Origin of the sequence: Streptomyces sp. NBC_00873 (assembly GCF_045207415.1) — a bacterium.
Lineage (GTDB): Bacteria > Actinomycetota > Actinomycetes > Streptomycetales > Streptomycetaceae > Streptomyces.
On record NZ_CP108803.1, the window covers coordinates 467,950 to 491,815 of the forward strand.

Sequence of the window (23,866 nt, forward strand, 5' to 3'; positions counted from 1 at the left end):
GGCAGAAGCCTCGGAACAGAGTATTCCGAATGTCCGGTATGCGCTTGTCCGGCGATCGCAGCCCGTCATGGGCGCGGCACGCCGTTGAGGCAGGCAGCGGTCATGGTCGCGCCCACGTGCGCATGGCGCTGCGTGAGGCGAAGGCGGCCACGTCCTTGTCGAGCGGGTGGTCGGCGTACTGATGGATGCACCAGGTCGCGTTGATACGGGGTTGGCCGGCGGTCACGTAGTCGGCGATCCAGAGACCGTCACCGGCATACGACGTGGTGTCGTAGTTCAGCCAGAAGTGCCGGTTGCAGTAGAGCAGAACCCGGTGGTGCGGCCTCAGGCGCTTGACCTCGCGGATGAAGCGGTCCTTCTCGGCATCGCTCGCCCGTGTTCCGTCACCGGTCACTTCCCAGTCCACGGCGAGCAGATCGCCCGCCTTCTCCGGGGCCTTGCTCACGAAGTACTCTGCCTGCGCGGTGAGGTTTCCCGGCCACAGGAAGTGATAGAAGCCGACCACGCATTGTGCGTCCCTGGCTCGCTTGACCTGTGCGGACAGGTGCGGGTTGACGTACGAACGGCCCTCGGTGGCCTTGATGAAAACGAAGTCCAGTCCGTCCGTGTTGAAGGACGACTGATACGAGCTGACATCGACGCCATGCAGCATGGGCACCGCCTTCAAGTGGGCTCTGTGGTTCCGCTTCTCTTTCTGTACGTGCCCGCAGTCCCCGGTTCCCATCCGTCCCTCCCCAGGAGGAACGTTCTTCCGGCCACCCGGAATAGGTCTCCGCATCGACGAGTTGGTGAAGGGACAAGACGGCATTGCACATCGCAGGCACCATCGGAAGGTCGGATTCATGAAGATCGGCATCATCGGAGCGGGCAACATCGGCGGCAACCTGACCCGGCGTCTCACCGCACTCGGCCACGAGGTGTCCGTCGCCAACTCCCGTGGCCCGCAGACGCTCACGGCGCTCGCCGAGGAGACCGGAGCCACCCCGGTCACCGTGTCGGAGGCGGCACGAGGGGCGCGCGTCGTCGTCGTCACCATCCCGGTCAAGGCCGTCCCCGGCCTGCCCGCAGGGTTCCTCGACGGGGCTGCGGAGGGTGTGGTCGTCATCGACACCGGCAACTACTACCCGCAGCAGCGCGACGGCCGTATCGCCGCCATCGAGGACGGCCTGCCGGAGAGCAGGTGGACCGAGGAGCAGATCGGTCACCCGGTGATCAAGGCGTTCAACGGGACGTACGCGGAGGACATCCTCGCCAAGCCGCTCCCGAAGGGCAGCCCCGGCCGTCAGGCCCTGCCGGTCGCCGGTGACGACGCGGCCGCCAAGCAGACCGTGCGCGACCTCATCGACGAGCTGGGCTTCGACACGGTGGACGCGGGCGGTCTGGACGAGTCGTGGCGCCAGCAGCCCGGCACGCCCGTCTACGGCAACCAGGGCGATGTCGAGATCATCGCGAAGGCGCTGGCCGAGGCGTCCCCGGAGCGTACGGCGGAGTGGCGCGCCTGACCCGATCGGCGCGCAGCTCCGTCCATCGGCGACGGGGCGGGTTCCGGTCGGATTTCCGCCCGGACCCGCCCCTCGTCGGTCCTGTGGCTCGCGCTCAGTTGTCGAAGCCCGTGCTGCGGCTGACCTGTGAACTCGCGGCCGACGCATGGGCTGTCCGACGACTGACTACCGTGCGTCGTCCGGTGCGGCCGGGAAGCTGTCCATGAACGAGCTGACGGAGAACACGGCGCGACCGGGTCCGGGCGGGCCGTAACCGGGCGGCGAACTGAGCCCGTACTCCTCCATCGTCGAGCGGTACGCGTCCAGCAGCCGGATGTGGTACTCCAGTGGCGCACCGTCCGGGTTGGTCTTTCCCAGGGGCGTGGTGGGCTCCGGGCACCACGTCGTGAAGCGCGGGGTGATGCCGTGCGACATGAAGAACCGCAGGCCCTCGGTGGTCGAGTCGATGGCCTCGTCGACGGTCGTGAAGCCGAACGGCTCGGCCATCTCCACGCCCGCCACGAAGTTGGGAATGACGTTGCTGGCGCCGAAGACCTCGGCGGAGTCCAGGATCCGGCGGTGCCACTCGTCGCGGCCCACGTAGCGCTCCTTGCCGGGGCAGTACAGCTCGAACAGCCGACGGTCCCACACTTCGTAGTTGGGGTGGTAGATCTGGACGCCGTAGTCGTGGAAGCGCTGGACATCGGCTTTCGGCAGTGCCTGCGCGACGACCTTGCCGATCCAGCGGCCGGGGAAGGCGTCCTCGATCGCCTTGGCGTACTGCCCGTAGAAGTCTGCTTCGTCGCGCCCCCCGATGTGGGAGGTGATGGCGCCGCCGGTCAGGGTGTAGGCGGTGGAGGTCTTCGCGGTGTCGTAGCGGTCGATGATGGCGAGTGCTTCCAGCACCTCCTCGACCGGCTTGACCCCGGTGTAGGGACGCCCCGCCGCCTTGTGCTGGCGCCAGTTGTGGTTGATGTCGCAGTACTGGCACTCCTCCTTGGCACCGAAGTACTGGCAGACGCGGAAGACCGTCAGATAGACGAGGTAGCCCCACTGGATGGTGGGCGCGACCTCCATCACCGACTTGCCGTTGGCGAGCGTGTGCCGGTAGTAGTCCGGCATCGGCGGCAGGCCCACGTCCGAGATCCGCCTGCCGTCCAGGTACAGCCCCAGGACGCCGTCCTCGTCGGCCGCGACGCGGTAGGGCGATGCCGGGTTCACCCGTACTGAAACAACCGTGCGGCGCAGCTCGTACGGGCCTCCGGTGAGCACGATCTCCTCCGGCGGGCGTCGCAGTGCGGCCGCTCCCAGCTCCGGCAGGGTGCCGTGGTCGAAGGAGAAGATGAAGTACGACTTCGGCTTGACGTTGCCGTCCTCGTTGTCACTGAGCGCGGACTCGTCGAACGCGACGCCGCCGCGGAGCAGGTCCTCCTTGATGACGGCTTCCCGCGGCACGTGCGGGAACCGTTCCATGAGCCGCTCGATCAGGTGGGTGCGGCTGGGGTCGTTGCGGCCGGTGTCGGTACGGCTGGGCATGTACGGGGCTCCTCGGTCCGGTCGTCAAATGTTCTTCCGGGTACGCCACACTGTGCAACGAACCACGGACGTGATCCGTTCGCGACGCCCGTCCGCATCCCTTCGCTTCGCCGTCCGTGGACAGGAGAGCTGCCATGTCCCGCACCATGTCCGTGTCGGACAGCGTCGTGATCGCCGCTGCTCCCTCTATGGTGTACGCGCAGCTCAGCGACCCTCCAGCGATGGGGTGTTGGAGCCCGGAGAACCGTGGCGCCACCGTGCTCGGGGAGCGTCGGGAGGCGTACGTCGGCATGGTCTTCGAGGCCCGCTGGGGCTGCTGAAGATGCGCGGCATGAACAAGGAACCGGGGCCCGCGGTGCTCGGCATGCATCACGCGGTGAAGGCGGCGCTGGATCCGCACGGGATCCTGAATCCCGGAAAGGTTCTCGGCGCCGGGCCGGGCGTTTCGGCGTAGCTCCTGGGTGTCGTCGCCGGTCGGATGGGTGGTCCGGGGCCCTTGTCAGTGGGGCGACGCACACTGGCAGGAGTGCGGGACGGGTAAAGGGGACGCGGATGGTCAGCGAGCACGACACCGGTTTCGAACCGGCTACCGGGGACGGCCCTTTGGCCCCGGGGCCGGCGGAGAAGCGTGCCGCGTCGGTGCGGACGGCGTGGGAGGGGCTGCTGCAGATCCGGCGACTGACCAACACCGGGCGGGCGGATCCGGAGACCGTACCGGCTCAGTGGGAGCTCCATCGGACCGTGCGGGCGGTCGCGCTGGCGCTGGAGGCGGCCGGTGTGCCCTCATCGGCCGTTGATGCGTCCGGGCAGCGGGTCGCTTCCGGGTACCGCGTGCAGGAGGGCGGGACGCCCGGCACCGTACGGGTGGAGTGGCTCGGTCCGCCCGGCAGCGGGGCTGCGCACGAGGAGGAGGCGGAACTGGCCCGGTGCGCGGCCGCGCTGGGGCAGCTGGGCTGGACGGCGCTGCTGTACCGCGGGCCCCGACGCCGACGGTTCCTGGAGGTCGAGCCCTGAAATGTCACACGTTCCTCCGCGCACACGCTCGGGTTGGGCGCCCTCGCCGCCGTCCTGCTCGGCGCATTCGTCGCCCGCCGGGCCACGGCCGGAACCCCGCTCATACCACTGCGCATCCTGCGATCGCGTACGGTCGCGGGGGCCAATCTGGTCCAACTGCTCATGGTCGCGGCGCTGTTCTCGTTCCAGATCCTGGTCGCCCTGTACCTGCAGAAGGTCCTCGGTTACGGCTCCGCACGGACCGGACTCGCGATGCTTCCGGCAGCCGTGGCGATCGGCGCGGTATCCCTGGGGGTCTCGGCCCGCCTCAATGCGCGCTTCGGTGAACGCCGGGTCCTGCTGACCGGGCTCGTCATGCTGGTCGGGGTCCTCGGACTGCTCGCCCGCGTGCCCGTACACGCGCACTAACTCACCGATCTGCTCCCGGTGATGCTCCTCGGGGCCGGTTTCGGCCTCGCCCTCCCGGCGCTGACCACGCTCGGCATGTCCGATGCGAAGGCCGATGACACTGGGCTCGCGTCCGGGCTGTGCAACACCACCCAGCAGATCGGTATGGCGGTGGGCGTCGCCCTGCTGTCCACGCTGGCGGCCTCCCGCACCCAGGGACTGCTCACGAACGGAGAGAACCGGGCCAGGGCACTGACGGGCGGCTACCACCTGGACTTCACCGTAGTCGCGGGCTTCCTCGTCGCCGCGTTCGCCGTCGCGTTCACGATGCTGCGCCCCACGTGGTCGCGGACGACGAGCTGGGAGGCACCGGTCACGCCGCCTATGGGCTCTTCAACGGCCTCGAATCGGGCGGCAAGCACGCGCCAGGGCAGCGCCGCAATCAGTTCCCGGAGCGGTCCGATGAGCTCGGCGTGGTCTCCGCGTGAGGCAGATTGGAGGAGGTCGGCCGCGACGATGAGTTGTGCATGGCGGCCCGCATCGGTGTCGAGGACGTCTGCGAGCGCCCTGTCGAAGCAGAAGGCGGTGGCGGGGGCGGTGAGCGTGCAGGCGTACAGCAGTGCGGCATCCCAGCCACGCGGTGCCATACCGAATCCTGCGCTGCACTACCCCACCAAGGGCGAGGACGCGGGCGTCGACGGCCTGGAGGGCGACGAGGGCGCGTTCCAGGTGTGCTCGTTCTGGCTGGCCGACGACCTGGCGATGATCGGACGGGTCGACGAGGCACGCCAGCTCTTCGAACGGCTGCTCTCGCTCCGCAACGACCTGGGGCTGCTCGCGGAGGAATGGGATCCGCGGCTGCAACGACAGGTGGGGAACTTCCCGCAGGCGTTCAGCCATGTGCCGCTGATCGACACGGCGCTGCGGCTGACGGCGAGCGGGGCCTACGTCGGCTGACCCCGGGGAGGGATGTGGGATCCCGGATCCCCATCGCCGCGGGCCACACCAGGGGCTGGTCGCTCCGCGCCGTGTGAAGCCTGAACTGTCCCCACGCTGTTCCAGCACGGACTCGCCCGCACCGGCCGCATCGAAGTGCACCGCCCCGACGGCGATCACCGGTCCTCCGCCGGCAGCAGGACGACCAGCCGGGCGCCGGGTCGGTTGTCCTCGATGCGGGTGCTGCCGTGGTGGGCCGTGACGGTGTCACGGACGATGGCGAGGCCGAGGCCGCTGCCACCGGTGTACCGGGCGCGGGCGTCGTCCAGGCGGGTGAAGCGTCCGAAGACGCGCTCCCGGTCGGCCTCGGGGATGCCGGGGCCGTCGTCGGCGACGACCAGCCGGGCGGTGCCGTCGAGGATGCGGAGGCTGACGTCGATACGGGTGGTGGCGTGGCGCAGGGCGTTGTCCAGCAGATTCCGTACGACACGGGCGAGGGCGTCCTCGTCGCCCTCCACACGTGCCGCGCCGACGGCGTGCTGGTCGATGACGAGCCGGGTGCGGCGGCGGGCCTGGCGCACCTCGGTGAAGACGATCTCGTCCAGGTCGACGGGACGGGTGCGCAGCCGGGGCCGGGCGTCGAGTCGCGCGAGTTGGAGCAGGTCGTCGACGAGCCGGGCGAGCCGTTCGGTCTCCCGGAGCAGGCCGGGGGCGAGGGTCTGCCAGTCGGCGGAGCCGGGGTGATGGGCGGCGACTTCAAGGCGGGTGTGCAGGGTGCTGAGGGGGGTGCGCAGTTCGTGGGCGGCGTCCGCGATGAACCTTCGCCGCCGTTGGGTCGCTGTGTCCAGACGGGCCAGCAGGTCGTTGAAGGTCTTGGCCAGCCGGCCGAGCGCGTCGTCGGCGGGCGGTACGTCGACGCGGCGGCTCAGGTCGGACGCGGTGATCTCCGCGGTCTGGGCACGCATGGCGTCCACGGGGCGCAGCGCGCGCCCCGTGAGCAGCCACACGACACCGGTGAGCAGGGCGACGACCGCCGGCACGCCGGTGGCCAGACCGGCGGCGAGCTGGGTCAGACCATGGTCGACGCTTTCGGTGGGCACGGCCACGTACACGGTCAGGGGATTGCGGGCCGTGCCCGCGGGGACACCGACGGCACGCCACGTCCCGCTGCCCCCCACGGGAATGTCGTGGACGGTGTGGGCCCGCGGAATGCTGGACTCGCTCGCCGGGAAAGTGAAAGCCCGCGGCCGGCCGCGCAGATTGGCCGAACTGGAGCTCACCTTTCCCCCTGCGTCGACGACCTGTACGGCGACTTCCCCGTGGTCGGTGAGGGGCACCTCCGCGGGAATCCGGTCGCTGTCCTCGTACGATGCCACGACCTGGGCGCGCTGCAGGGCGGTCTGATCGAGACCGCTGATCAGGCTGGCGTGCAGCCAGACGACGAGCAGCACGGCGGCTCCGGCCAGCCCGGCCGTCATGACCACGGCCGCGGCGGCGGTCAGCCGCAGCCGCAACGACCGGCAGGCCCACCAGGACCGAACGACGGCGGACATCCGTCACCTCGCGCCACTGCGCAGCCGGTAGCCGGCACCGCGGACGGTCTCGATGGTCCGGCGGTCGAACGGGGTGTCGATCTTGCGCCGGAGGTAGCCGACGTACACCTCGACGATGTTGGTGTCGCCGTCGAAGTGCTCGTCCCACACGTGGGAGAGGATGTCCGTCTTGCTGATCACCTCGTCGGGGTGCCTGAGCAGGTACTCCAGGAGTGTGAACTCCCGTGCCGTCAGGTCGATGTCACGGTACCCACGGCGGCAGCGGTGGCGCGCGGGATCCAGGCTGAGGTCGCCGGCGGTGAGCACGGCGGGCCGGGCGGGTGCTCCGCGGCGCAGCAGGGCCCTCAGGTGGGCGACGAGCACCACGTAGGAGAACGGCTTCCTCAGGTAGTCGTCGGCGCCGAGGTCGAGGGCGTCCGCCTCGTCGTATTCCCCGTCCTTCGCCGTGAGCATCAGCACCGGCGTCCAGACCCTGGCCGTCCGCAGCCGTTTCAGGACCTCGTACCCCGACATGGAGGGCAGCATGATGTCCAGCCCGATGACGTCGTAGGGCTCGTGGAGAGCCCGCCACAGTCCGTCCGCGCCGTCGTGTGCGACGTCTGCGACGAAGCCCTCCGCGGCAAGTCCGTCGGCGATCGCCTCGGCGAGTGCTTGCTCGTCCTCGATGATCAGCATCCGCATGGCAGCCTCTCTCTCCGTCCACCGTAGCTCCGGACCGCGGCTGTTTACTGAGAGGACCCTGAGGATCGGTTCGGCTCTCAGCCTCCTCTCAGTGCCCCGGTCACAGGCTGGAATCGTCAGACAGGCACGGCCGGGCAAGGTGAGGAATGATGAAGGGCCTCCGAGACGAGCGCCGGGACCGGGATACCTGGGAGCGCATGCGGCACGACGACGACCGCGACCGGCGGGCGACCGACGTCCGGCGAGTCGGCGGGCGGCCCGAGGGACGGCGAGAGGCGGACCTCGACGAGCGGCAGCGCCTGGTGCGCACGTCGCGCGTCGCCGATCAGCCGTTCGGCTGACGGCACATGCGGCCGGTCCGTGCTCCGCGGGGCACGGACCGGCCGCATGTGCCGTCAGCCGCTACGGATGGCGATCGCCGCGGTGCAGCTTCCGTCCATGGTGACGTCTGCGATCGTCCAGCCCGGCAGCCCCCCGGCCGGTGCGGTGCCGGTGCCGACGTAGTCGGTGGACAGCCCCCGGGTCAGGCCCGTGCCATGGCCCTTGAGGTAGGCCTCCTTGCGCACCCAGGTCCGGGCGAAGGCCAGGGGCCGCTCGTTCTCGGGCAGGGCCGCGAGTTCGGCCTGCTCCCGCGGGTGCAGGTCAGGGACGAGTCCGGTCACGACGCCGCGCGCGGGGATGCGCTCCATGTCGACGCCGATAGCCGTGTCGGCAAGCGCGAGCAGGCAGCGGTCGCCGCTGTAGGCCAGGGAGAAGTGCGGTGTGCCGCCCACCACTACCGGCCGGCCGTGCGATGCGCCGCACACCGGGCACGGCTCCCGGGTGAGCGCCACCTGCCGGGGCGCGACGCCGAGCCGGGCGGCGAGGAGGAGGCGCAGTGCGGTGTGCGCGGCGGCGTACCGGTCGTGGATCATCGCCTGGGCGAAGGCGAGAGCCCGCCGCCGTTCTTCGGCGTGCAGCGACGTCGGTGCAATCCGTGGGTCCGAGCGCACGAGCCACAGGGCGGGCGGCGAGGTCACCCCTGCATCACCGCCTCCACCAGGTTCAGGGCCAGATCCCGGGTGTGGTGAACCGGCAGGCCGTGGTCGGTGTACCAGCCGTCCGTGGCTTCCGGGTGCGGCCCGGTGACCGCCACGCGGCCGCTGCCGAAGGGGGCCACGAGGGCGGCGAGGGTGCCGTTGTCGTAGGTGGCGAGGACCCGGGCGTCGGCGTGCTCATCGAGGACGAAGAGGGGGCCGTCCTGGAAGAACACGGTGCGTGGGCGGCCCCGCCACGACACCCGGACCAGCGTGTTGCCCTCGTCATGGATGGTGGCCCCTGGGGAGGAGATGTACTGGTCGGTATCGCCAGGAAGGAGACCGAAGCCCGGGGTGGCCCCGGCGAGGTAGCCGCCGAGGCAGAATCCCAGATAGCGCCCGCCGTCGTGGACGAAGTCGCGGATCGCCCGGCGCTGCCGCCGCAGTTTCCGGTAGGCGCGGGAGAGCGTGCCGCCCCCGGGCTGGGCGTACAGCACGGCGTGGGACAGGGACTCGGCCGACAGCGGGAGTGCCTCGTCCGGGCCGGTGAAGCGGACGTCCAGATCCCACGTACCGGAGGCAAGAAGTCTGGCGACCGCCTCGGGGCAGCCGGGCAGCGAGGCCGGCCCCTGGTAGACGAGGGCGAGGGGGCGGCGCCCCGCGGTGGTGTCGGAGTGCGCCATGGCTGCATCAGCTCGCATGCTTCGTCGGCTCGGACTTCGTACGCCGCCCGGTGGCCGCTGCGGTGAGCCCTTCGGCAGGGAGCCCTTGCCAGCTCGTTCCCGGCGTCAGCCGCTCGCCCTTCATGACCAGGGACAGTGCCCCGAGCCGGACATCGGCGCCCACCACCGCGTCGTAGAGCACGATCGCCCGCGGGCCGATGCTCGCGCCGGGGCCGACGGTCACCGTCGACATTTTCATCACGCGGTCCTCGAACAGGTGGGTCTGCAGTGAGACCTGCAGGCCGATCGCGGCATCGTCGCCCACCTTCACCAGGTCGAACTCGGTGAGGTACGTGGTTCCGATCCAGGTGCGCCGTCCGATGTCGGCGCCGAACCGGCGGAGCACCGGCGGCAGGAACGGCGTCCCCACCAGGAGAGCCACGCCTGCCGGGACCGCGGCCGCCTCGAAGAGACCGGTGACGAATTCCGTACGGCGCACGAACAGGCTCCACAGGGGCTCGACGTGCGGCCGGTACCTTCCGGCGACCACCCACTTGGCCAGCGCGCAGTACCCGATAACGGCCAGCACCGCGCCCATGGAGAGGAACGGTGACACGAGCAGCGGCACCAGCGGCCCTGTACGGCGGGCAGTGCCGGTCAGGGCCAGCAAGTACAGGAAGGCACTGGTGGCGAGCACCGAGGCGGGCACGGTGGCGCGGAAGAACTCGATGGCCAGGCGGCCGAGCACGGCCTTACGGGTGGGCCGGAACGTCAGCTCCTCGGGGTACGGACCACTGGCCTGGCGTACCGGCAGCCGCAGTGCGGGCGAGCCCAGCCAGGTACTGTCGGCGGGCACCCGGTCCGGGGGCGGCACCGTGCCCACTCCGATCAGACTGCCCGGGCCGAGCCGCGTTCCTGCGGGAACGAGCGCCGAGTTGCCGACGAACGCGCGTCTGCCGACCTCCGTGGACCGGAACGCCATGCGGTCGGCCGCGAAGGTGGCGACGCCGACGCCGGCCATGTCGGCGACAAAGCTGCCGTCACCGAGGGTGAGGAGGTCCGGGTCGATGTGCGCCGCGGTGGAGACTTCGGCGCGCCGGCCGATGCGGGCGCCGAGCAGCCGCAGCCACGGAGCCGTGTAGAGCGTGGCGTAGAGCGAGCTGGTGAAGAGCAGGCTGTGCTCCAGCAGCTTGTCGGCGATCCACTTGCGCACGCCGAGTGCCGAGCGCGCCGGGTGGATCCCCAGGGGTGTCCTCGGCAGGACAAGCCGCTTGCCGACGGCGACGACCAGGCACACCGTGGCCACGAAGACCGGGCCGGACAGCGCGGTGGCGGCCAGACCGGCGGTCGTACCGCCGTACAGCCAGGCCCACCAGAACACGGCGAAGCTCGGCAGGGGCATGGCGATCACGGCCACTTCCAGCAGGGCCAGGCCGAGCAGGGCGGCGGCCAGCTGCCGCGGCCGCCAGCGGTCCGTCTCGGCCCGGCTTCGCAGCATCGTCTCGACGAGCGGGGAGAGTGCCTCGACCCGGCGTGCGGGCGATCCGGCGCGGCGCGCACCGGCGGGGACCGCCTCGTCAGGGCCTGCCACGGACTGCTCGCCGAGCGCGGACCGGGGGCCCAGACACGCGCCGGGTTCGAGGACCGCGTTGGCGCCGACGTACGCCCGCTCGCCGATGGTGATCGGGGCGACCATGACCCATCCGTCGGTGACCTGCCAGGGGCGAAGCGTGGCGCCGTAGCCGATCGCGGCGTCGCGGTCGACGCGCAGCAGCGTGGGCAGGCCGACGAAGCTGGTGGCGATGGTGGTGTTGGGGCCGATGCGCGCGCCGAGGAGCCGCAGGTAGGGACCCATCAGAGGGGACCCGCTGAGCATCCGCACGGGGCTGATCCCGTGCAGCAGCACGTCCAGCGCCCACAGACGCAGGTAGGTCGCTCCCCACAGCGGGTACCGGCCGGGCCGGATGCCCGCCGCCAGCGGTCGCGCGAGAGCGAGGGGAACGAGCCAGCGTACGGCGGCGTAACCGGCCAGCACGGCGATTGTCGGTGCCACGGCCCCCAGGCCCGATACCTGACCGTGGTGCAGTGCGTAGGGGACGGCCACCGGTCCCGTCAACAGGAAGAGCAGCCCATAGAAGGCCGCCGCCTGGGCCAGGCCGGCGCGCGCGATCCTCGCGCGGCCGTGCCGCAGGGGCGCCGGGCGGGGCTGCTCCGACGGGCGAGGGGCATCAGCGGCGGCACGCAGGCGTGCCGCGAACGCGCGCACGGTCGGGTTCTCGTACAGGTCGCGCAGCGTGGGGCCGGTCCCACCGTCCCGGCCGCGCAGCAGCGACACGGCGCGCGCGGCGAGCAGGGAGTGACCGCCGAGATCGGTGAAGAAGTCAGCCTCCGCCGACAGCTCCTCAGGTGCGATGCCGAGCGCCTGCGCCCAGGCGCTGCGTACCCTCGTCTCCAGTTCGCCGCGGGCCGGCGCCACGTGGCCGGTGCCGACGAGCCGGCGGCCGGTCGGTGCGGGCAGCCGCGTGCGGTCGGTCTTGCCGCTCGGCATGACCGGCAGACGGTCGAGGAAGTCCAGCGCCGAGGGCACCATGTAGGCGGGCAGCGAGCGACGCAGGCGCTCGTGCAGCCGGGCGGCGAGGGCGTCGTCGGGAAGCGCGCCGTTCTTGGTGCGCACGACGTAGGCGGCGAGAACGCGCTCGCCGTCGTGCCCGTTGCGCGCGGCCACGAGGGCGGTGCCCGCCTGGGCCACGCCGGGGTCCTCCAGCAGTACGTTGTCGATCTCGTCCAGCGACACCCGGTAGCCGCGGATCTTCACCTCGGCGTCGGCCCGGCCGAGGTACTCGATCTCCCCTTCGTCGGTCATCCTGCCGAGGTCTCCGGTGCGGTAAAGGCGGCCGCCGCCGGGCGCCAGGGGGTGCTCGACGAAGCGGTCGGCGGTCAGGTCCGGCCGGCCCGCGTAGCCACGGGCGAGGCCGGGACCGCCCAGGCAGATCTCGCCGACGGCGCCGTGCGGCACCGGCCGACGCCGCTCGTCGAGGAGGACCGCCGAGTAGGTCGGCAGGGGGCGGCCGATGGTCACCGGTCGCCCCGGCAGAAGTTCCTGCCAGGTCGCCGTGACGGTGGCCTCGGTCGGCCCGTATGTGTTGAGGATGCGCCGTCCCGGCCTGCTCCACCGTTCGACGAGTGAGGCAGGGCACGCCTCGCCGCCCACGACGACGCTGCGGATCCGCGGGAGGTCGCGCGGGATCGTCGCCAGCAGCGTCGGTACGCAGTACAGCATGGTCACGTCGTGCTCCTCGAGGAAGTCGGCGAGTTCGTCGCCGAGCCGTCCCGAGCCGTCCGGTCCGGCGACGAGCGTGGCGCCGGCCGCCCAGGTGGGCCAGATCTCCTCGATGGAGAAGTCGAACGAGATGGTCATGCCCTGGAACACCCGGTCCTGCGGCCGGACGCCGTAGATCGGGGACACGACGCGCAGGAAGTTGCAGATGCTCGACTGGGCGATCTCCACGCCTTTGGGCCGGCCGCTGGACCCCGAGGTGTACATGACGTAAGCGAGAGGATCATCCGCGCCCCGGGCCTCGGCAGGCGGGCGCGAGGACGCCACTGGTGGCAGATCTCCGGCGTACGCGTCGATCTCGATCACCGGGCACGCCCGGCGCGGCCCCGCCCAGGTGGCGTCGGTCGCGAGAGCGGACGTGGTCAGCACCACGGTGGCGCCCGCGTCACTCAAGATGAAGGCGACCCGGTCGGGCGGCGCCGCGGGGTCGATCGGCACGAATGCCGCACCCGTCTTGCAGACGCCCAGCATGTACACGTACATGTCCACGGACCGGGGCAGCAGCAGGGCCGTGCGCCTGCCCGGACCGATGCCGATACTGCGCAGCCGGTGGGCGACTCGATTGGCTCGGGCGTCGAGGCCGGCGTAGGTCAGACGGTGTGATCCGCATTCGAGGGCGACGGCCGACGGTGTGCGGTCGCAGGCGTCCTCGAAGAAACAGTGCAGTCTGCCGGTGGTGTCCGCAGCCCTCGGGGCGGTGCGGCCCCGGGCCGGACCGACGGGGAGGGCGACGGTACGCGGGGCCATGGGCTCCATCCTTCCGGTCCACGAGGTGCTCGGTCGTTCCCGGTCACTCCTCCAGCCTGGGTGGCGTCCGCTGAGAGGACGCTGAGAAGCGGATCCACGCGTGGCAGCACCGCTCTCCCGGTGGGCAGCCCGCGGCCCCTCCAGCGACGACCACACCCGCGCCGCCAGGAACTCCCGCAACTCCGCCTCGCCCGCAACAAAGTCCCGGCAGCCGCACTCGTCGCGGATCTCCCACGCGTGCTCGTACGCCGCCTGCGAGCGCGCCCCGTACTCGGCGAAGCACTCGTGGACTCCCGCTCCACGTCCCGACGGACCGGAGGCCGCCCTGGCGAGCGCATCCCCGGACGCCCCCGTCAACGTCGTCATCCATCCCGCTGGTCTTCCCACGCAACACCTCAATGATCAAGGTGTTGCAACAACCGGTTGAATCCACCTTCCAGGCGCATCTGACCGGGCCGGACCAACCGCTGTACAACCCTGTGACGGTATCGGTGGCGCCCCCGCCGGACCCGCCGACGGGCCAGGCGTGGGTGAGCGATCTGGCCTTCGTCTCCCAGACCAATGGCTGGGGCCCCGTAGAACGCGACCACAGCAACGGCGAGCAGGCCGCCGGCGACCGTGGGTCCATCACGATAGGCACCACTGCCTATACCAAGGGCCTCGGCGTGCACGCGGCCTCCGACGTCGGGCTCTACCTCGGCACGCAGTGTTCCAAGCTCACTGCGGCCGTCGGCGTCGACGCGGAGGTCGCGGCCGGCGGCAGCGTGGTCTTCGAAGTCTGGGCGGACGGCAAGCAAGTGTGGAGGAGCCGCTCCTGACCTGCACTGAGCCGGCGAGCCCCGTCGACGTCGACCTCGCCGGGGCGACCACGCTCCAACGCCCGGCCGGGTGGGAAAGACAGGACATTGAGGGGGCTTCTGGCAGAAGAACGGGTCCCGGCAGCCGGACGAACCAATCGCAGGACAGCCCAGCAGGACGTTAGCCAGACCCAGACTCACGGCCACCGGAACCCGGCTACGAGTATCAATGTCAGACCCATGAGAGATGCTTGATGGTCCGACACCTCTGACCAGGAGATGCTGAGATGCGCAATGACGAACTCGTCGCGGCCCAGGCGTACGTCCGGCTGCTGGAGGCCACTCGGGCCGCCCTCGCGGACCCGGACGAGGCGCCGTTGTACCTGCCCCTGCTCGCCTCGCCGATGGCGGAAGCCGACGGTGCACTGCAACGTGCAGGGCTCTGCGGCAATGAGGCCCGGTTCTTCGACCTCGTGCGGACCCTGCAGCCGAGCATGTCCGGCAGCGGTCGCTGAGCAGCACGGAAATTTGCATACCGCTCAGTGTGGCGGCCCGGGCTGCGGTGCACGCGGCGGCGGCCGCTTCGTTCCCGAAGGGAAGGAACAGGCGGCCGCCTCGGTCGGTGCCCGCGGGCAAGCCGAGGCAGCGCGGCGGAATGCCGGTGACACGACGGTGCCACCGCCCCTACGGTGGCTGCCATGACTGCAGCTCCACGGACGCTCGCACTCGCCCGCCCTCTTCGGAGCGTAAAAAGGTGTACCCACGCCCGACGATCGGCGCCTGCGTGCCCACGTTCGGAAGGGTGGAGCCGGACTTCGAACCACTGCCCGAGGGAACGGTCCCGTCCTGCGAGTTCGCCTACACAGCAGAGCCGGAACCGGCGGCGGAGTACGAAGAGTCCCTCGCCGGGGCGTGATGCAAAAGCCGGCCGCCGAGGAGGTCACGGACCCGGAGGTCCGCCGTGGCGATCCCGTCGGTGCCCGGGTCGTGGTGCGCGCCCTGTCATGTCACTGGACCGACACCCGCGAGCAGGCGTTCCTCCGCCCGGGCGCCCTCGCGGTGCGGGAGGCGCTGCGCTGCGTGGCGCAGGACCGTGAGTCCCTGCTGATCGAGACAAGGGTCAGACTGCTCTTCTGACCGCAGGCACGACGACAAGGACGGCGGTCCGCCGATGGTTCGAAGTAGCAGGAGCGCCCGGCGTCTCGTGGTGAACGACGAGACGTTCCTCTGGTCGGTCGGACATGACCACGATGTCGAGGAGGGCACGTACCGCAACTGCCGCGAGATCCTCACGATCCGCCACTGCCGCGCACGCGGGCGGCTCCTGATCGTGTTCCAGGAGGGCACCGGCCGACTCGTCCCCGACGGCTTTCTCCCCTCGGGAGCTGTCGGCACCGCGCAGGGCGGCTGGTTGAACCTGCACAAGCCCGGAACCGTCAGGGCCCTGCTCGACGAGGCAGTGTCCGGCGGGTGGCACCCGGACACCCCCTCGACCGAGCAGCTCGACGGCTGGGATCTCTTCGATGCGGTAGCCGCTCGCCGGGGCGCGGGGCCGCCCGAGCTCCCTCACGCGTGATGAATTGTTTCAAGCCCTCAGCTTGTTCTTTATGGTCTGACCTCGAACGATGTCCCGAACGTGATCGCTCGTACGAGGATTCCGGGGGCGTAAGCAGACCGGCACATACGACATGGGCTTCCGCAACTACAACCCGGGCCTCAACCGCTTCACCACCCGGGACAGGTACAACGGCGCCCTCGCGGACAGCACGATGACCAGCCTCTTCCTGGCACCCTCGAAGCCGACCAGCGGTGGCGGCTACCCGGAGGGCACGCCCAGCGAGCCCAAGGTCACCTACGGCACCGCCGGAAACGTCCAGCGGGTATGCGCCGAGGCCAGGACTCCGGCGTTTGTCCGGCTGGTCCGATCTTGAGCGGGTTGGGGGTGGCGGCCGACCCCGGGAGCAGGCGAACACGGCCCCTGTGGATCATGGAGTCCTACCTTTCTTGATGTGGGTCTGAACTGGTCATTCGTAAGATCGGCGGGGCCCAGGGGTTCCGGGTATGGCTGTCATGGAGTCGCCGCTGGATGGCTCAGAGAACTTGGCCGCCCGGAACCCCGCGACGACTCGACCGCTAATTGGGAGACGCGACGCGATCGCTTCGTAGGACAACGTCGGCGAGGTCGTCTGCTGGGTTGGTGTACGACGAGCTGACGGAGGTGGCTGTGCCCGAGATCTGGGCCGGAGTTCTCTACGCTTCAAGATCCACGAGGGTGCCGTGTTCGTCCCGCCATCATCTCGCACCGCCGATCCGTCGGGGTCGGCCCCCCGTCTCGATGAGCTGGGTGAGCAGTAGGTTCAAGTACAAGTAAGCACGCTGGTGCACGAGTTGGAGTCGATCAGTGATCCGCGTGGCGCGTGTGGGCTGCGCTACCGGCGCCAGATTGAAGCTGAACAGCGCGGGCGTCGTGGTCGCGGACGGCGTCAAGCTGGTCAGGGACATCTCCGCCGATCCGGCCGACACGGAGAAGAAGAGCTTCTCCTACGCCTACGACGTCAACGGCAACCAACGGGCGAGTCCGAGTTCGCGGCCGCCCAAGGGGGTGAAGAACGCTGCCACGTCAGCCGTCGTGACCTGGTCCAGCCGGGCCGGGCTCCACTGCGGGTTGCGGTCCTTGTCGATGATCTGGGCGCGCACACCTTCCACCAGATCGGGCCGGGTGAAGGCGGTGCAGGAGACGCGGAACTCCTGGTCGAGCACCTCCTCCAAGCTGTTGAGGAGCCGGGCGCTGCGCACTGAGGCAAGGGTCACCTTGAGTGCGGTGGGCGACTTGGCCAGAATCGTCTCGGCGGTCTCCTTCGCGGCGGGTACGCCGCAGTTCTGGAGCCGGTCGACGATCTCCTCCACCGAGTCCGCCGCATAGCAGGCGTCGATCCAGTCGCGATGCGCGGCCAGTTCGGCGACGGGCGCCTCGGTGACATACTGCTGCACCGCCTCTGTGACGTCGGCGGGCGTGGCGGCCCCGGCCAGCTCCCGGGTCAGTTCCGCGAGGTGCCGCGACGGTACGAAATGGTCCGCGAGCCCGCACAGCAGGGCGTCGGCCGCTCCGACGGCGTCCCCGGTGAGCGCCAGGTGGGTGCCAAGTTCACCTGGTGCGGAGGCGAGGAGATGGATCCCGCCCACGTCGGGTACGAAGCCGATACCGGTCTCCGGCATGGCGACGCGGGAGCGTTCCGTGACGACACGGACACTTCCGTGGGCCGAGATGCCCACTCCGCCGCCCATCACGATGCCGTCCATGAGCGCAACGTACGGCTTGGGGAAGCGGGCGATACGGGCATTGAGCCGGTACTCGTCACGCCAGAAGTCCAGCGATGCGGAGCCGCCCGCGCGGGCGTCCTCATAAACGGCGCGGATGTCGCCGCCTGCGCAGAGGCCACGCTCCCCCGTCCCGCTGATCAGCACCGCGGTCACCGCGTCGTCGTGCTCTGCCCTGGTGAGGGCTTCGTCGACGCGGAGCACCATGGTGTGGGTCAGCGCGTTCAGGGCGCGTGGGCGGTTGAGTGTGATGTGCCGGGTGCGGCCCTCGGTGTGCAGCAGGACGGGGTCTTCGTTGTTCATCAGTGCGCTCCGGTCAGCCCCTGGGTTGTACCGCCCGCCGGTCGCGGACGATCTTCCGTTGCTCATTCTGCGGTGGCGGCCCGCAGGTCGGGGCAGCAGGGGTACCGAGGACCCGCAGGGACGCGTTCGGCGGGCTGGTGGGAGCTCGGGGTCCGCTGTGGCAGTACTCGGGGACGGGTTCGACAATTGAGACGCGCACAAGACACACATACAGGCCGTACTGTCCGCCAATCCCGCCGGACGATCTCCGGAGCAGGAATGACCGACCACGACCGGGAGCCAGACTCCGACGATACGCCCCGCCTGCAGATCGACCGGCCGTACAGCGGCGAGACCGGGACGGAGGAGCGGCTTGCCCTGAATCGCACGGGCAGCTTCGAGTGGGACCTGGATGGGCGGTCACTGGACATCGACGCGGCAGGTCTGCTCGTCCTCGGACTGGACCCGGAGGAGTTCACCCCTGACCCGGGAATTCTGGTTTCGCGGCTCGAACCGGCGGAACGGGCCCGGCTGGAACTTGTGATCGACGAGGCCATCACAGGTGGCCACAGTTCGTACAGCGTCCATTTCCAGGTTCCGCGTGCGAACGGCACCCACCAGTGGACACATGTCCAGGCGCGGATTCTGCGGAGGGACGACGGGCGGGCGCACCGGGTCATCGGGGTCGTGCGGGATGCGACGGCGGAGGTCAGCCATTCGGCCTTCGTGCTGGACCTGGAGAAACGCCGCCAACGGCAGACCAGCATCGTTGAACTCACAACAAGTGCGATGTCGCGTGCGGTGAGCGTGAACGACGTGACCGCCACGCTCACCGGTCCCAGCGGTCTGGCCATGCTCGGCGCGGACGGACTCGCCCTCGGCCTGGTGGAGAACACCTCTCTGAGTGTCATCGCGGTGAGCGGGGTCGCGCCGGAGAACATCATCGAGGTCGGGTCCGGGAACCTCGATCCGCGGTTCCCGCTGGCCGATACGGTCCTCAGCGGTCGGCCCCGTTTCGTGACCTCGATCGTCGGCCTCCTGCGGCGGTATCCGGCCCTCGAGCCGTACACGGACCAGCTGAAGTTCCGCGCCGCCGCCTATCTTCCGCTGGTCGCGCAGGCGCGATCACTGGGCAGTCTCGCGCTCTTCTACTGCGAGCGGACGGCCTTCAACGCCGACGAACGCAACCTGTGTCTGGGGCTCGCGGCGATCGTGGCCCAGTCACTGCAGCGGGCGACCCTCTTCGACGAGGAGCGGGAGTTCGCCACCGGGCTGCAGTCGGCGATGCTTCCCCGGCGGATCCAGGAGATCGAGGGCGGCGAGATCGCGGTGCGCTACCACGCGGCACGCAGTGGGCGGCAGGTCGGCGGCGACTGGTACGACGTGATCGCCCTGCCCAAGAACCGCTTCGGCATCGTCGTGGGCGACGTGGAAGGACATGACACCCATGCGGCCGCCATCATGGGCCAGCTGCGCATCGCCCTGCGCGCGTACGCGGGCGAGGGGCACTCGCCGGCGACGGTGCTGGCCCGGGCCTCGCGCTTTCTCGCCGAACTGGACACGGACCGCTTCGCCACCTGCACATACGCCCAGGTCGACCTCCCCGCGGGTACCGTACGCGTGGTCCGCGCCGGGCACTTCGGTCCGCTGATCCGGCACATGGACGGCCGGGTCGGCACTCCGCAGATACGGGGCGGTCTGCCCCTGGGGCTCTCCACCGACTTCGAGAACGAGGAGTACCCGGAGACACGTCTCGACCTGGTGCCCGGCGGGACCCTTGTCCTGTACACCGATGGGCTGGTGGAGAAACCAGGTGCCGATATCGAATCGGGTGTCCGTGCGCTGATCCACGAGGTGAGCACGGGGCCCGCGAGTGCGCAGGCACTGGCCGACCATTTGTCCGACCGGCTCTGGGAGCGCTGGGGCGCGGGGGACGATGTGGCGCTGCTGATCCTCCGGCGCAGTCCGGACCCGGGTTCGCGGCGGGCGCCGCGCTTGCACCAGTACATCCACCAGGCGGATCCCGAGGGTCTCTCCGATGCCCGCTCCATCGTGCGGCAGGCACTGCGGGACTGGAACATGGCCGATCTCGCCGACGATGCCGAACTGGTCACCGGTGAGCTGCTGGTGAATGTGCTTCTGCACACCGAGGGCGGGGCAGTGCTCACGTTGGAGGTCCTTCCGGAGCCTGTCCGCCGGGTGCGGCTTTCGGTGCAGGACCGCTCCAGTGCCTGGCCGAGGCGCCGGACTCCCGGCGAGACAGCGACATCGGGACGCGGTCTGCTGCTCCTCGACGCCGTCGCCGTCCGCTGGGGCGTCGAGCCGCGCGGCGAGGGGAAGGCCGTGTGGTGCGAGATCGGACCTGCCACACCGCCCGCCTCCGGGCCCCCGGTCGCTGCCGCGGCGACTGCCACGGAGGCCCATGAGTCCGCAGAGCCTGCGGAGACCCCGGATCCATCCGAGCCCACGGAGGAACGACGTTGAGGAAGCAGTGAGGGGCGCGCCGTCACGCAATGCGTGACGCGGCACGCCCCTCGCCCGGCGGTCCCTGCGGGGTCCAGCGCCCGAACCAGCGGACTACTGAGCTACGTAAGTCCGGCGCGACGCTTGCGCACGGACCACATCATGCCGCAACCGGCCTGCAGCACGGCGACAGCCGCACCACCGATGATGGGCGTGGTGGACGACGAACCCGTCTCGGCCAGGTCGGGCGAGCTGGGGCTCGGCGAGGCCGCGGCAGGCGTGGTCTCGGGGGAGCTATGGCTCGGCGTGGCGCGCACACCAGTTCCTGTACCCGAGCCCCCGCCAGATGGGGGTCACCCGCGGAATCCGACGATGTTCGGGGCGGGAAAAGTGCTGGAGGTCGCGTTCCCATTCAGGCATCCTGACCGCATGTTGATCAGGGAAGCCAACCCCGAGGACTGGGCCGCCATATGGCCCTTCTTCCACACCATCGTCGCCGCAGGTGAGACCTTCACCTATCCGACGGATCTCGGCCAGGACCAAGGCCGTGACTGGTGGATCCTGCCATCCCCCAACCGGACCGTCGTCGCGGTGGACGACTCGGGCACGGTCCTGGGCACGGCAAAGATGAACCGCAACCACATGGGCAACGGATCGCACATCGCGAGCGCCAGCTACATGGTCGACCCGGCGCACTCCGGGCAGGGCGTGGGGCGCGCGCTATGCGAATACACGATGCAGTGGGCGCGTGCTGCGGGCTACCGGGCGATGCAGTTCAACGCGGTTGTGGAGACCAACGTCCATGCGGTGAACCTGTACCGGGCACTCGGCTTCGAGGTACTGGGCACACTGCCGGAGGGCTTCCGCCACCCGGAAAAGGGCTACGTCGGGCTGCACATCATGCACCGCACTCTGTGAGAAGCGCCGGGGACTGGCCCGGTGTCTCACGATTGTCGCCTCCGGCCGCTCGCGCCTCCCCGCACCGCCGCCTCACGTTGCGCAGCGCGGGGCGGACGGCCACCCCGGCTGAGCAATGGTCGAGCCACCGCCGGCAGCCGGCCCCGCCCACGCTGCGTCACAAGTTCAACGGCAGTGCCCGTTCATCGGTACCCAGTCTCCATCCCTGTTCAGGCTGGTGAGGACGAGGAGTCGCGGCGTAATCGGGAGGCGATTTGGACAGCGGATGCGGAACACTTCCCCAGGTGATCGTGATGCACCCCGTCCTGGAGATCTACGTCCCTGACGGCATTGCCCTGTGGCCTGTCGCCGAGATCGAGCCGTTCAGCGACCTGTCACTCAGCGGCAAGTTCTCCCCACCGAGGTCGGGACAGCGGTGATGCACATCGTCGCCTGCAACGACATCGATCCCGGCCACGAGCAGGAAGAACGCCCGTCACGGCCCTCCGACCTCGCACGATGGCCGCGCGCGGCAACTTCGAAGTCTCGGCGACCTGGTCCGCTGGCCAGGCCCAGAGCTTCGAGGTGCTCTCGAAGTCCGGTGGTGAGCTGAAGCTGGCCTACCCCAAGGTTGGGAACGCGGTGGTCAAGACCGCGGGTGGAACGGTCGTGCCGTTCGTGAAGGACGCCTCCGGTGACCGGATCACCATCGCCACCACCGCCGGGCAGACCTACGTGGTCACCTCGATCCCGACCCACCAGGACGTGGCGCCGCCCACTGGCCTGGCGATCGGCGGCGACACCGGTGCCCGGGTCACCCTGAACTGGACGGCGAGCCCGAACGCGTCGTCGTACTCGGTCTACCGGGCGGTCGGCGACGAGCCGGGCTACACCCTGCTTGCCTCACCGGCACCACCTGGACACACGAGGACGCGGGCCTGCCCATAACCAACCAGGCCACCCACCGGGTGGTCGCGGTCGGCTCCGACGGCCGGGAAAGCCAGGGCGCGACCACGGTGCGGCTGCTGGCCAACCTTGCGGCGGGCAAGACTGCCACCCAGTCCAGCACCTACAACGGCGCGTCTGCTTCGCGTGCTGTCGACGGCGAAGTCGACGGCGTTTTCGACAACGGCTCGGTCACCCACACGAACTCCGAGTCGCAGCCGTGGTGGCAGGTCGACCTGGGTGCCAGCCGGGACATCGGTGATGTCCTGGCGTGGAACCGCACGGACACGTGCTGCGTCAGCAGGCTGGGTGACTACTACGTGCTGGTCTCGGACAACCCGATCACCGGAACGCTGGACCAGGCACTTGCGCAGCCAGGCGTGTCGGCCTACCACCAGACGGTGGCACCGGCGCCGAAGTCGAGGGTCTCGGTCGGACGGTTGGGCCGGTACGTACGGGTCCAGCTGACGGGCACCAACTACCTGTCACTCGCTGAGGTCCAGGCCTTCGCCACTGGGGCCTACTCCGGCTAGACGCCGGATGCAGATCTTGGGTTCTGGCCCCGCCGCGTGAGAGGTGGGGCCAGACTCGTTGTGTGGCGATGGGGGAATTGGCGGGGGAAGACGGTCGGGATGGCCCGCGAGGTCACCCGTCTGCTCGGCATCCTTGCGGCGCCGCGGGCACGGAAGACAACGCGCCTCTGACGTACGACGGCGACACGGAGAACGAAACCGGGGGCGAAACCAAGAACCCGCCGGGGCTCGTGAAGAGCTCCGGCGGATTCTCGTCGCGGCCCGGCGCGTGATCAGGCGGTCCGGTGGATCTCCTCACACTGGACCGGGTGCGCGAAGGGCTGACCGGCGATGTAGCGGGCGAGCTCGTCGGCGGCGGCCGCGGCCATGCGATGCAGCTCGTTGCCGAGCGAGCCGGCCGCGTGCGGGGTGAGCAGGACATTGGGCAGGTCGTACAGCGGTGAGTCCGCCGGCAGGACGTCGGGTTCAGTGACATCGAGTACCGCGTCGAGCCGGCCGGAGGCCAACTCCTCGACCAGGGCGTCCTGGTCGACCAGGGATCCGCGCGAGGTGTTGATCAGGGTGGCGCCGTCACGCATCAGGGCGAGCAGATCCCGGCTGATCATGTGCCGGGTCTCGGGGAGCTGCGGGGCGTGGACGCTCACCACGTCACCCTGTGCGCACAGTTCGTCGAGCGGTGCCAGTCGGGCACCCAGGGCGGCGGCCTCGTCCTCGTCGACGTACGGGTCGTGGAGCAGCAGCCGGAGGTCGTAGGGGCGGAGCAGTTCGATCACCCGGCGGCCGATCCGGGAGGCGCCGACGATGCCGACGGTGCGGTGGTAATTGCCGATGTCCTGATACTCGGACTCCCAGTCGAACGCGCCCCGCCGCTCGCGGTAGTCCCCGCTGATCCGCAGCAGTCGCTTGTTGGCGAACAGCACGGCGGCGACGGTGTACTCGGCGACAGGCAGGGCGTTGACCGCGGCGGCGGAGGTGACCTGGACGCCCCGCTCCCAACAGGCGTCGGTGATGTGATGTTTGACGGATCCGGCGGCGTGGAGCACGGCCCGCAGCCGGGGTGCGGCGGCGAGCACGTCCTCGGTGATCGGCGGGCACCCCCAGCTGCTGATGATGACCTCGGTCTCGGCGAGGGCGGTGAGCGCCTCGGGAATGGTGAAGTCGTCGAGGACAAGCGACGGGTCGAGGTCGGCCAGCTGGGTGAGGCGGCCCAGGGTGGCGCGGTCGATCAGCCGGGCCGCGAGCCGGGAGTGCATGGCCAGCACGGCTCGGGGGCGATGGCCC

The 23,866-nt window shown here is 70.1% G+C and carries 24 protein-coding genes and 4 pseudogenes; 18 read left to right on the plus strand and 10 right to left on the minus strand.

Going from position 1 to position 23,866, the window contains the following annotated elements; translation table 11 throughout:
• Positions 1-100: 100 nt before the first annotated feature.
• On the minus strand, positions 101-652 hold the full coding sequence (locus OH809_RS02155) for a glycoside hydrolase family 25 protein (RefSeq protein ID WP_406424540.1): 552 nt from the start codon (positions 650-652) through the stop codon (positions 101-103).
• Between OH809_RS02155 and OH809_RS02160 the strand changes: the two genes are divergently transcribed.
• Complete coding sequence (locus OH809_RS02160; RefSeq protein ID WP_406424538.1) at positions 651-1,502, plus strand: NADPH-dependent F420 reductase; 852 nt, start codon at positions 651-653, stop codon at positions 1,500-1,502. The genes OH809_RS02155 and OH809_RS02160 overlap by 2 nt on opposite strands.
• Before the next feature lie 165 nt (positions 1,503-1,667).
• On the opposite strand, the gene OH809_RS02165 is transcribed toward OH809_RS02160, so the two are convergent.
• Positions 1,668-3,017 (minus strand): radical SAM protein, encoded by a 1,350-nt coding sequence (locus tag OH809_RS02165; RefSeq protein ID WP_406424536.1) that lies wholly within the window; start codon positions 3,015-3,017, stop codon positions 1,668-1,670.
• A gap of 134 nt (positions 3,018-3,151) precedes the next feature.
• On the opposite strand from OH809_RS02165, the pseudogene OH809_RS02170 reads away from it, so the two are divergent.
• The 5 genes and pseudogenes from OH809_RS02170 to OH809_RS02190 form a co-directional block, all read left to right on the plus strand.
• Positions 3,152-3,325: pseudogene (locus tag OH809_RS02170) on the plus strand (SRPBCC family protein); the annotation flags it as partial.
• Positions 3,325-3,471, plus strand: a pseudogene (locus OH809_RS02175) (FAD-linked oxidase C-terminal domain-containing protein); the annotation flags it as partial. The pseudogenes OH809_RS02170 and OH809_RS02175, both read left to right, overlap by 1 nt.
• Positions 3,472-3,569: 98 nt before the next feature.
• Positions 3,570-4,031 carry a hypothetical protein gene (locus OH809_RS02180; RefSeq protein WP_406424534.1) on the plus strand — a complete coding sequence of 154 codons (462 nt, stop codon included), beginning with the start codon at positions 3,570-3,572 and terminating at the stop codon, positions 4,029-4,031.
• Positions 4,032-4,043: 12 nt separating this feature from the next.
• A pseudogene (locus OH809_RS02185) lies at positions 4,044-4,754 on the plus strand (MFS transporter); the annotation flags it as partial.
• Positions 4,755-5,018: 264 nt separating this feature from the next.
• Positions 5,019-5,375 (plus strand): annotated as a pseudogene (locus tag OH809_RS02190) (glycoside hydrolase family 15 protein); the annotation flags it as partial.
• Between the two features lie 155 nt (positions 5,376-5,530).
• On the opposite strand, the gene OH809_RS02195 reads toward OH809_RS02190, so the two are convergent.
• Positions 5,531-6,907 carry an ATP-binding protein gene (locus tag OH809_RS02195; RefSeq protein WP_406424532.1) on the minus strand — a complete coding sequence of 459 codons (1,377 nt, stop codon included), beginning with the start codon at positions 6,905-6,907 and terminating at the stop codon, positions 5,531-5,533.
• A gap of 3 nt (positions 6,908-6,910) precedes the next feature.
• Complete coding sequence (locus OH809_RS02200; RefSeq protein ID WP_406424530.1) at positions 6,911-7,588, minus strand: winged helix-turn-helix domain-containing protein; 678 nt, start codon at positions 7,586-7,588, stop codon at positions 6,911-6,913.
• Between the two features lie 149 nt (positions 7,589-7,737).
• Between OH809_RS02200 and OH809_RS02205 the strand changes: the two genes are divergently transcribed.
• Positions 7,738-7,929, plus strand: coding sequence for a hypothetical protein (locus OH809_RS02205; RefSeq protein WP_406424528.1), 192 nt, complete (start codon positions 7,738-7,740; stop codon positions 7,927-7,929).
• A 54-nt stretch (positions 7,930-7,983) separates the two neighbouring features.
• Here OH809_RS02205 and OH809_RS02210 read toward each other — a convergent pair whose 3' ends face one another.
• From OH809_RS02210 to OH809_RS02220, 3 genes are read right to left on the minus strand one after another with little or no spacing between them, the layout of a single operon-like run.
• Entirely contained in the window at positions 7,984-8,607 is a 624-nt protein-coding gene (locus OH809_RS02210; protein WP_406424526.1) for a 4'-phosphopantetheinyl transferase family protein, read from the minus strand.
• Entirely contained in the window at positions 8,604-9,287 is a 684-nt protein-coding gene (locus OH809_RS02215) for a BPL-N domain-containing protein (RefSeq protein ID WP_406424524.1), read from the minus strand. The genes OH809_RS02210 and OH809_RS02215 overlap by 4 nt, the downstream gene beginning before the upstream one ends.
• A gap of 7 nt (positions 9,288-9,294) precedes the next feature.
• A complete protein-coding gene (locus tag OH809_RS02220; RefSeq protein ID WP_406514823.1) occupies positions 9,295-13,350 on the minus strand; it encodes a Pls/PosA family non-ribosomal peptide synthetase in 4,056 nt (1,351 codons plus the stop codon).
• 398 nt (positions 13,351-13,748) lie between these two features.
• Between OH809_RS02220 and OH809_RS02225 the strand changes: the two genes are divergently transcribed.
• The 6 genes from OH809_RS02225 to OH809_RS02250 all read left to right on the plus strand — a co-directional run bounded on the left by OH809_RS02225 (position 13,749) and on the right by OH809_RS02250 (position 16,078).
• Positions 13,749-14,168, plus strand: a complete 420-nt coding sequence (locus tag OH809_RS02225) for an NPCBM/NEW2 domain-containing protein (protein WP_406424520.1) — start codon at positions 13,749-13,751, stop codon at positions 14,166-14,168.
• A gap of 266 nt (positions 14,169-14,434) precedes the next feature.
• Entirely contained in the window at positions 14,435-14,662 is a 228-nt protein-coding gene (locus OH809_RS02230; protein WP_393309660.1) for a hypothetical protein, read from the plus strand.
• Between the two features lie 239 nt (positions 14,663-14,901).
• Complete coding sequence (locus OH809_RS02235; RefSeq protein ID WP_406424518.1) at positions 14,902-15,063, plus strand: hypothetical protein; 162 nt, start codon at positions 14,902-14,904, stop codon at positions 15,061-15,063.
• The gene (locus OH809_RS02240; protein WP_406424516.1) at positions 15,060-15,284 is read left to right on the plus strand and encodes a hypothetical protein; all 225 of its coding nucleotides are present in this window, start codon (positions 15,060-15,062) and stop codon (positions 15,282-15,284) included. Before OH809_RS02235 ends, OH809_RS02240 begins: the two co-directional genes overlap by 4 nt.
• Before the next feature lie 34 nt (positions 15,285-15,318).
• The gene (locus OH809_RS02245) at positions 15,319-15,723 is read left to right on the plus strand and encodes a hypothetical protein (RefSeq protein WP_406424514.1); all 405 of its coding nucleotides are present in this window, start codon (positions 15,319-15,321) and stop codon (positions 15,721-15,723) included.
• Positions 15,724-15,835: 112 nt separating this feature from the next.
• The gene (locus OH809_RS02250; protein ID WP_406424512.1) at positions 15,836-16,078 is read left to right on the plus strand and encodes a hypothetical protein; all 243 of its coding nucleotides are present in this window, start codon (positions 15,836-15,838) and stop codon (positions 16,076-16,078) included.
• A gap of 616 nt (positions 16,079-16,694) precedes the next feature.
• On the opposite strand, the gene OH809_RS02255 is transcribed toward OH809_RS02250, so the two are convergent.
• Complete coding sequence (locus OH809_RS02255) at positions 16,695-17,768, minus strand: enoyl-CoA hydratase/isomerase family protein (protein ID WP_406424510.1); 1,074 nt, start codon at positions 17,766-17,768, stop codon at positions 16,695-16,697.
• A 258-nt stretch (positions 17,769-18,026) separates the two neighbouring features.
• Between OH809_RS02255 and OH809_RS02260 the strand changes: the two genes are divergently transcribed.
• Positions 18,027-20,231 carry a SpoIIE family protein phosphatase gene (locus OH809_RS02260; RefSeq protein ID WP_406424508.1) on the plus strand — a complete coding sequence of 735 codons (2,205 nt, stop codon included), beginning with the start codon at positions 18,027-18,029 and terminating at the stop codon, positions 20,229-20,231.
• 101 nt (positions 20,232-20,332) lie between these two features.
• Here OH809_RS02260 and OH809_RS02265 read toward each other — a convergent pair whose 3' ends face one another.
• The gene (locus OH809_RS02265; protein ID WP_406424506.1) at positions 20,333-20,527 is read right to left on the minus strand and encodes an LAETG motif-containing sortase-dependent surface protein; all 195 of its coding nucleotides are present in this window, start codon (positions 20,525-20,527) and stop codon (positions 20,333-20,335) included.
• A 112-nt stretch (positions 20,528-20,639) separates the two neighbouring features.
• On the opposite strand from OH809_RS02265, the gene OH809_RS02270 reads away from it, so the two are divergent.
• The 4 genes from OH809_RS02270 (at position 20,640) to OH809_RS02285 (ending at position 22,585) form a co-directional block, all read left to right on the plus strand.
• Positions 20,640-21,128, plus strand: coding sequence for a GNAT family N-acetyltransferase (locus OH809_RS02270; RefSeq protein WP_366138046.1), 489 nt, complete (start codon positions 20,640-20,642; stop codon positions 21,126-21,128).
• Between the two features lie 284 nt (positions 21,129-21,412).
• A complete protein-coding gene (locus tag OH809_RS02275) occupies positions 21,413-21,547 on the plus strand; it encodes a hypothetical protein (RefSeq protein ID WP_406424504.1) in 135 nt (44 codons plus the stop codon).
• Between the two features lie 79 nt (positions 21,548-21,626).
• Positions 21,627-22,055, plus strand: a complete 429-nt coding sequence (locus OH809_RS02280; RefSeq protein ID WP_406424502.1) for a glycoside hydrolase family 95-like protein — start codon at positions 21,627-21,629, stop codon at positions 22,053-22,055.
• A gap of 20 nt (positions 22,056-22,075) precedes the next feature.
• On the plus strand, positions 22,076-22,585 hold the full coding sequence (locus OH809_RS02285) for a discoidin domain-containing protein (RefSeq protein ID WP_406424500.1): 510 nt from the start codon (positions 22,076-22,078) through the stop codon (positions 22,583-22,585).
• Between the two features lie 272 nt (positions 22,586-22,857).
• On the opposite strand, the gene OH809_RS02290 is transcribed toward OH809_RS02285, so the two are convergent.
• A complete protein-coding gene (locus OH809_RS02290; RefSeq protein ID WP_406425430.1) occupies positions 22,858-23,838 on the minus strand; it encodes a hydroxyacid dehydrogenase in 981 nt (326 codons plus the stop codon).
• Between the last annotated feature and the right edge of the window lie 28 nt (positions 23,839-23,866).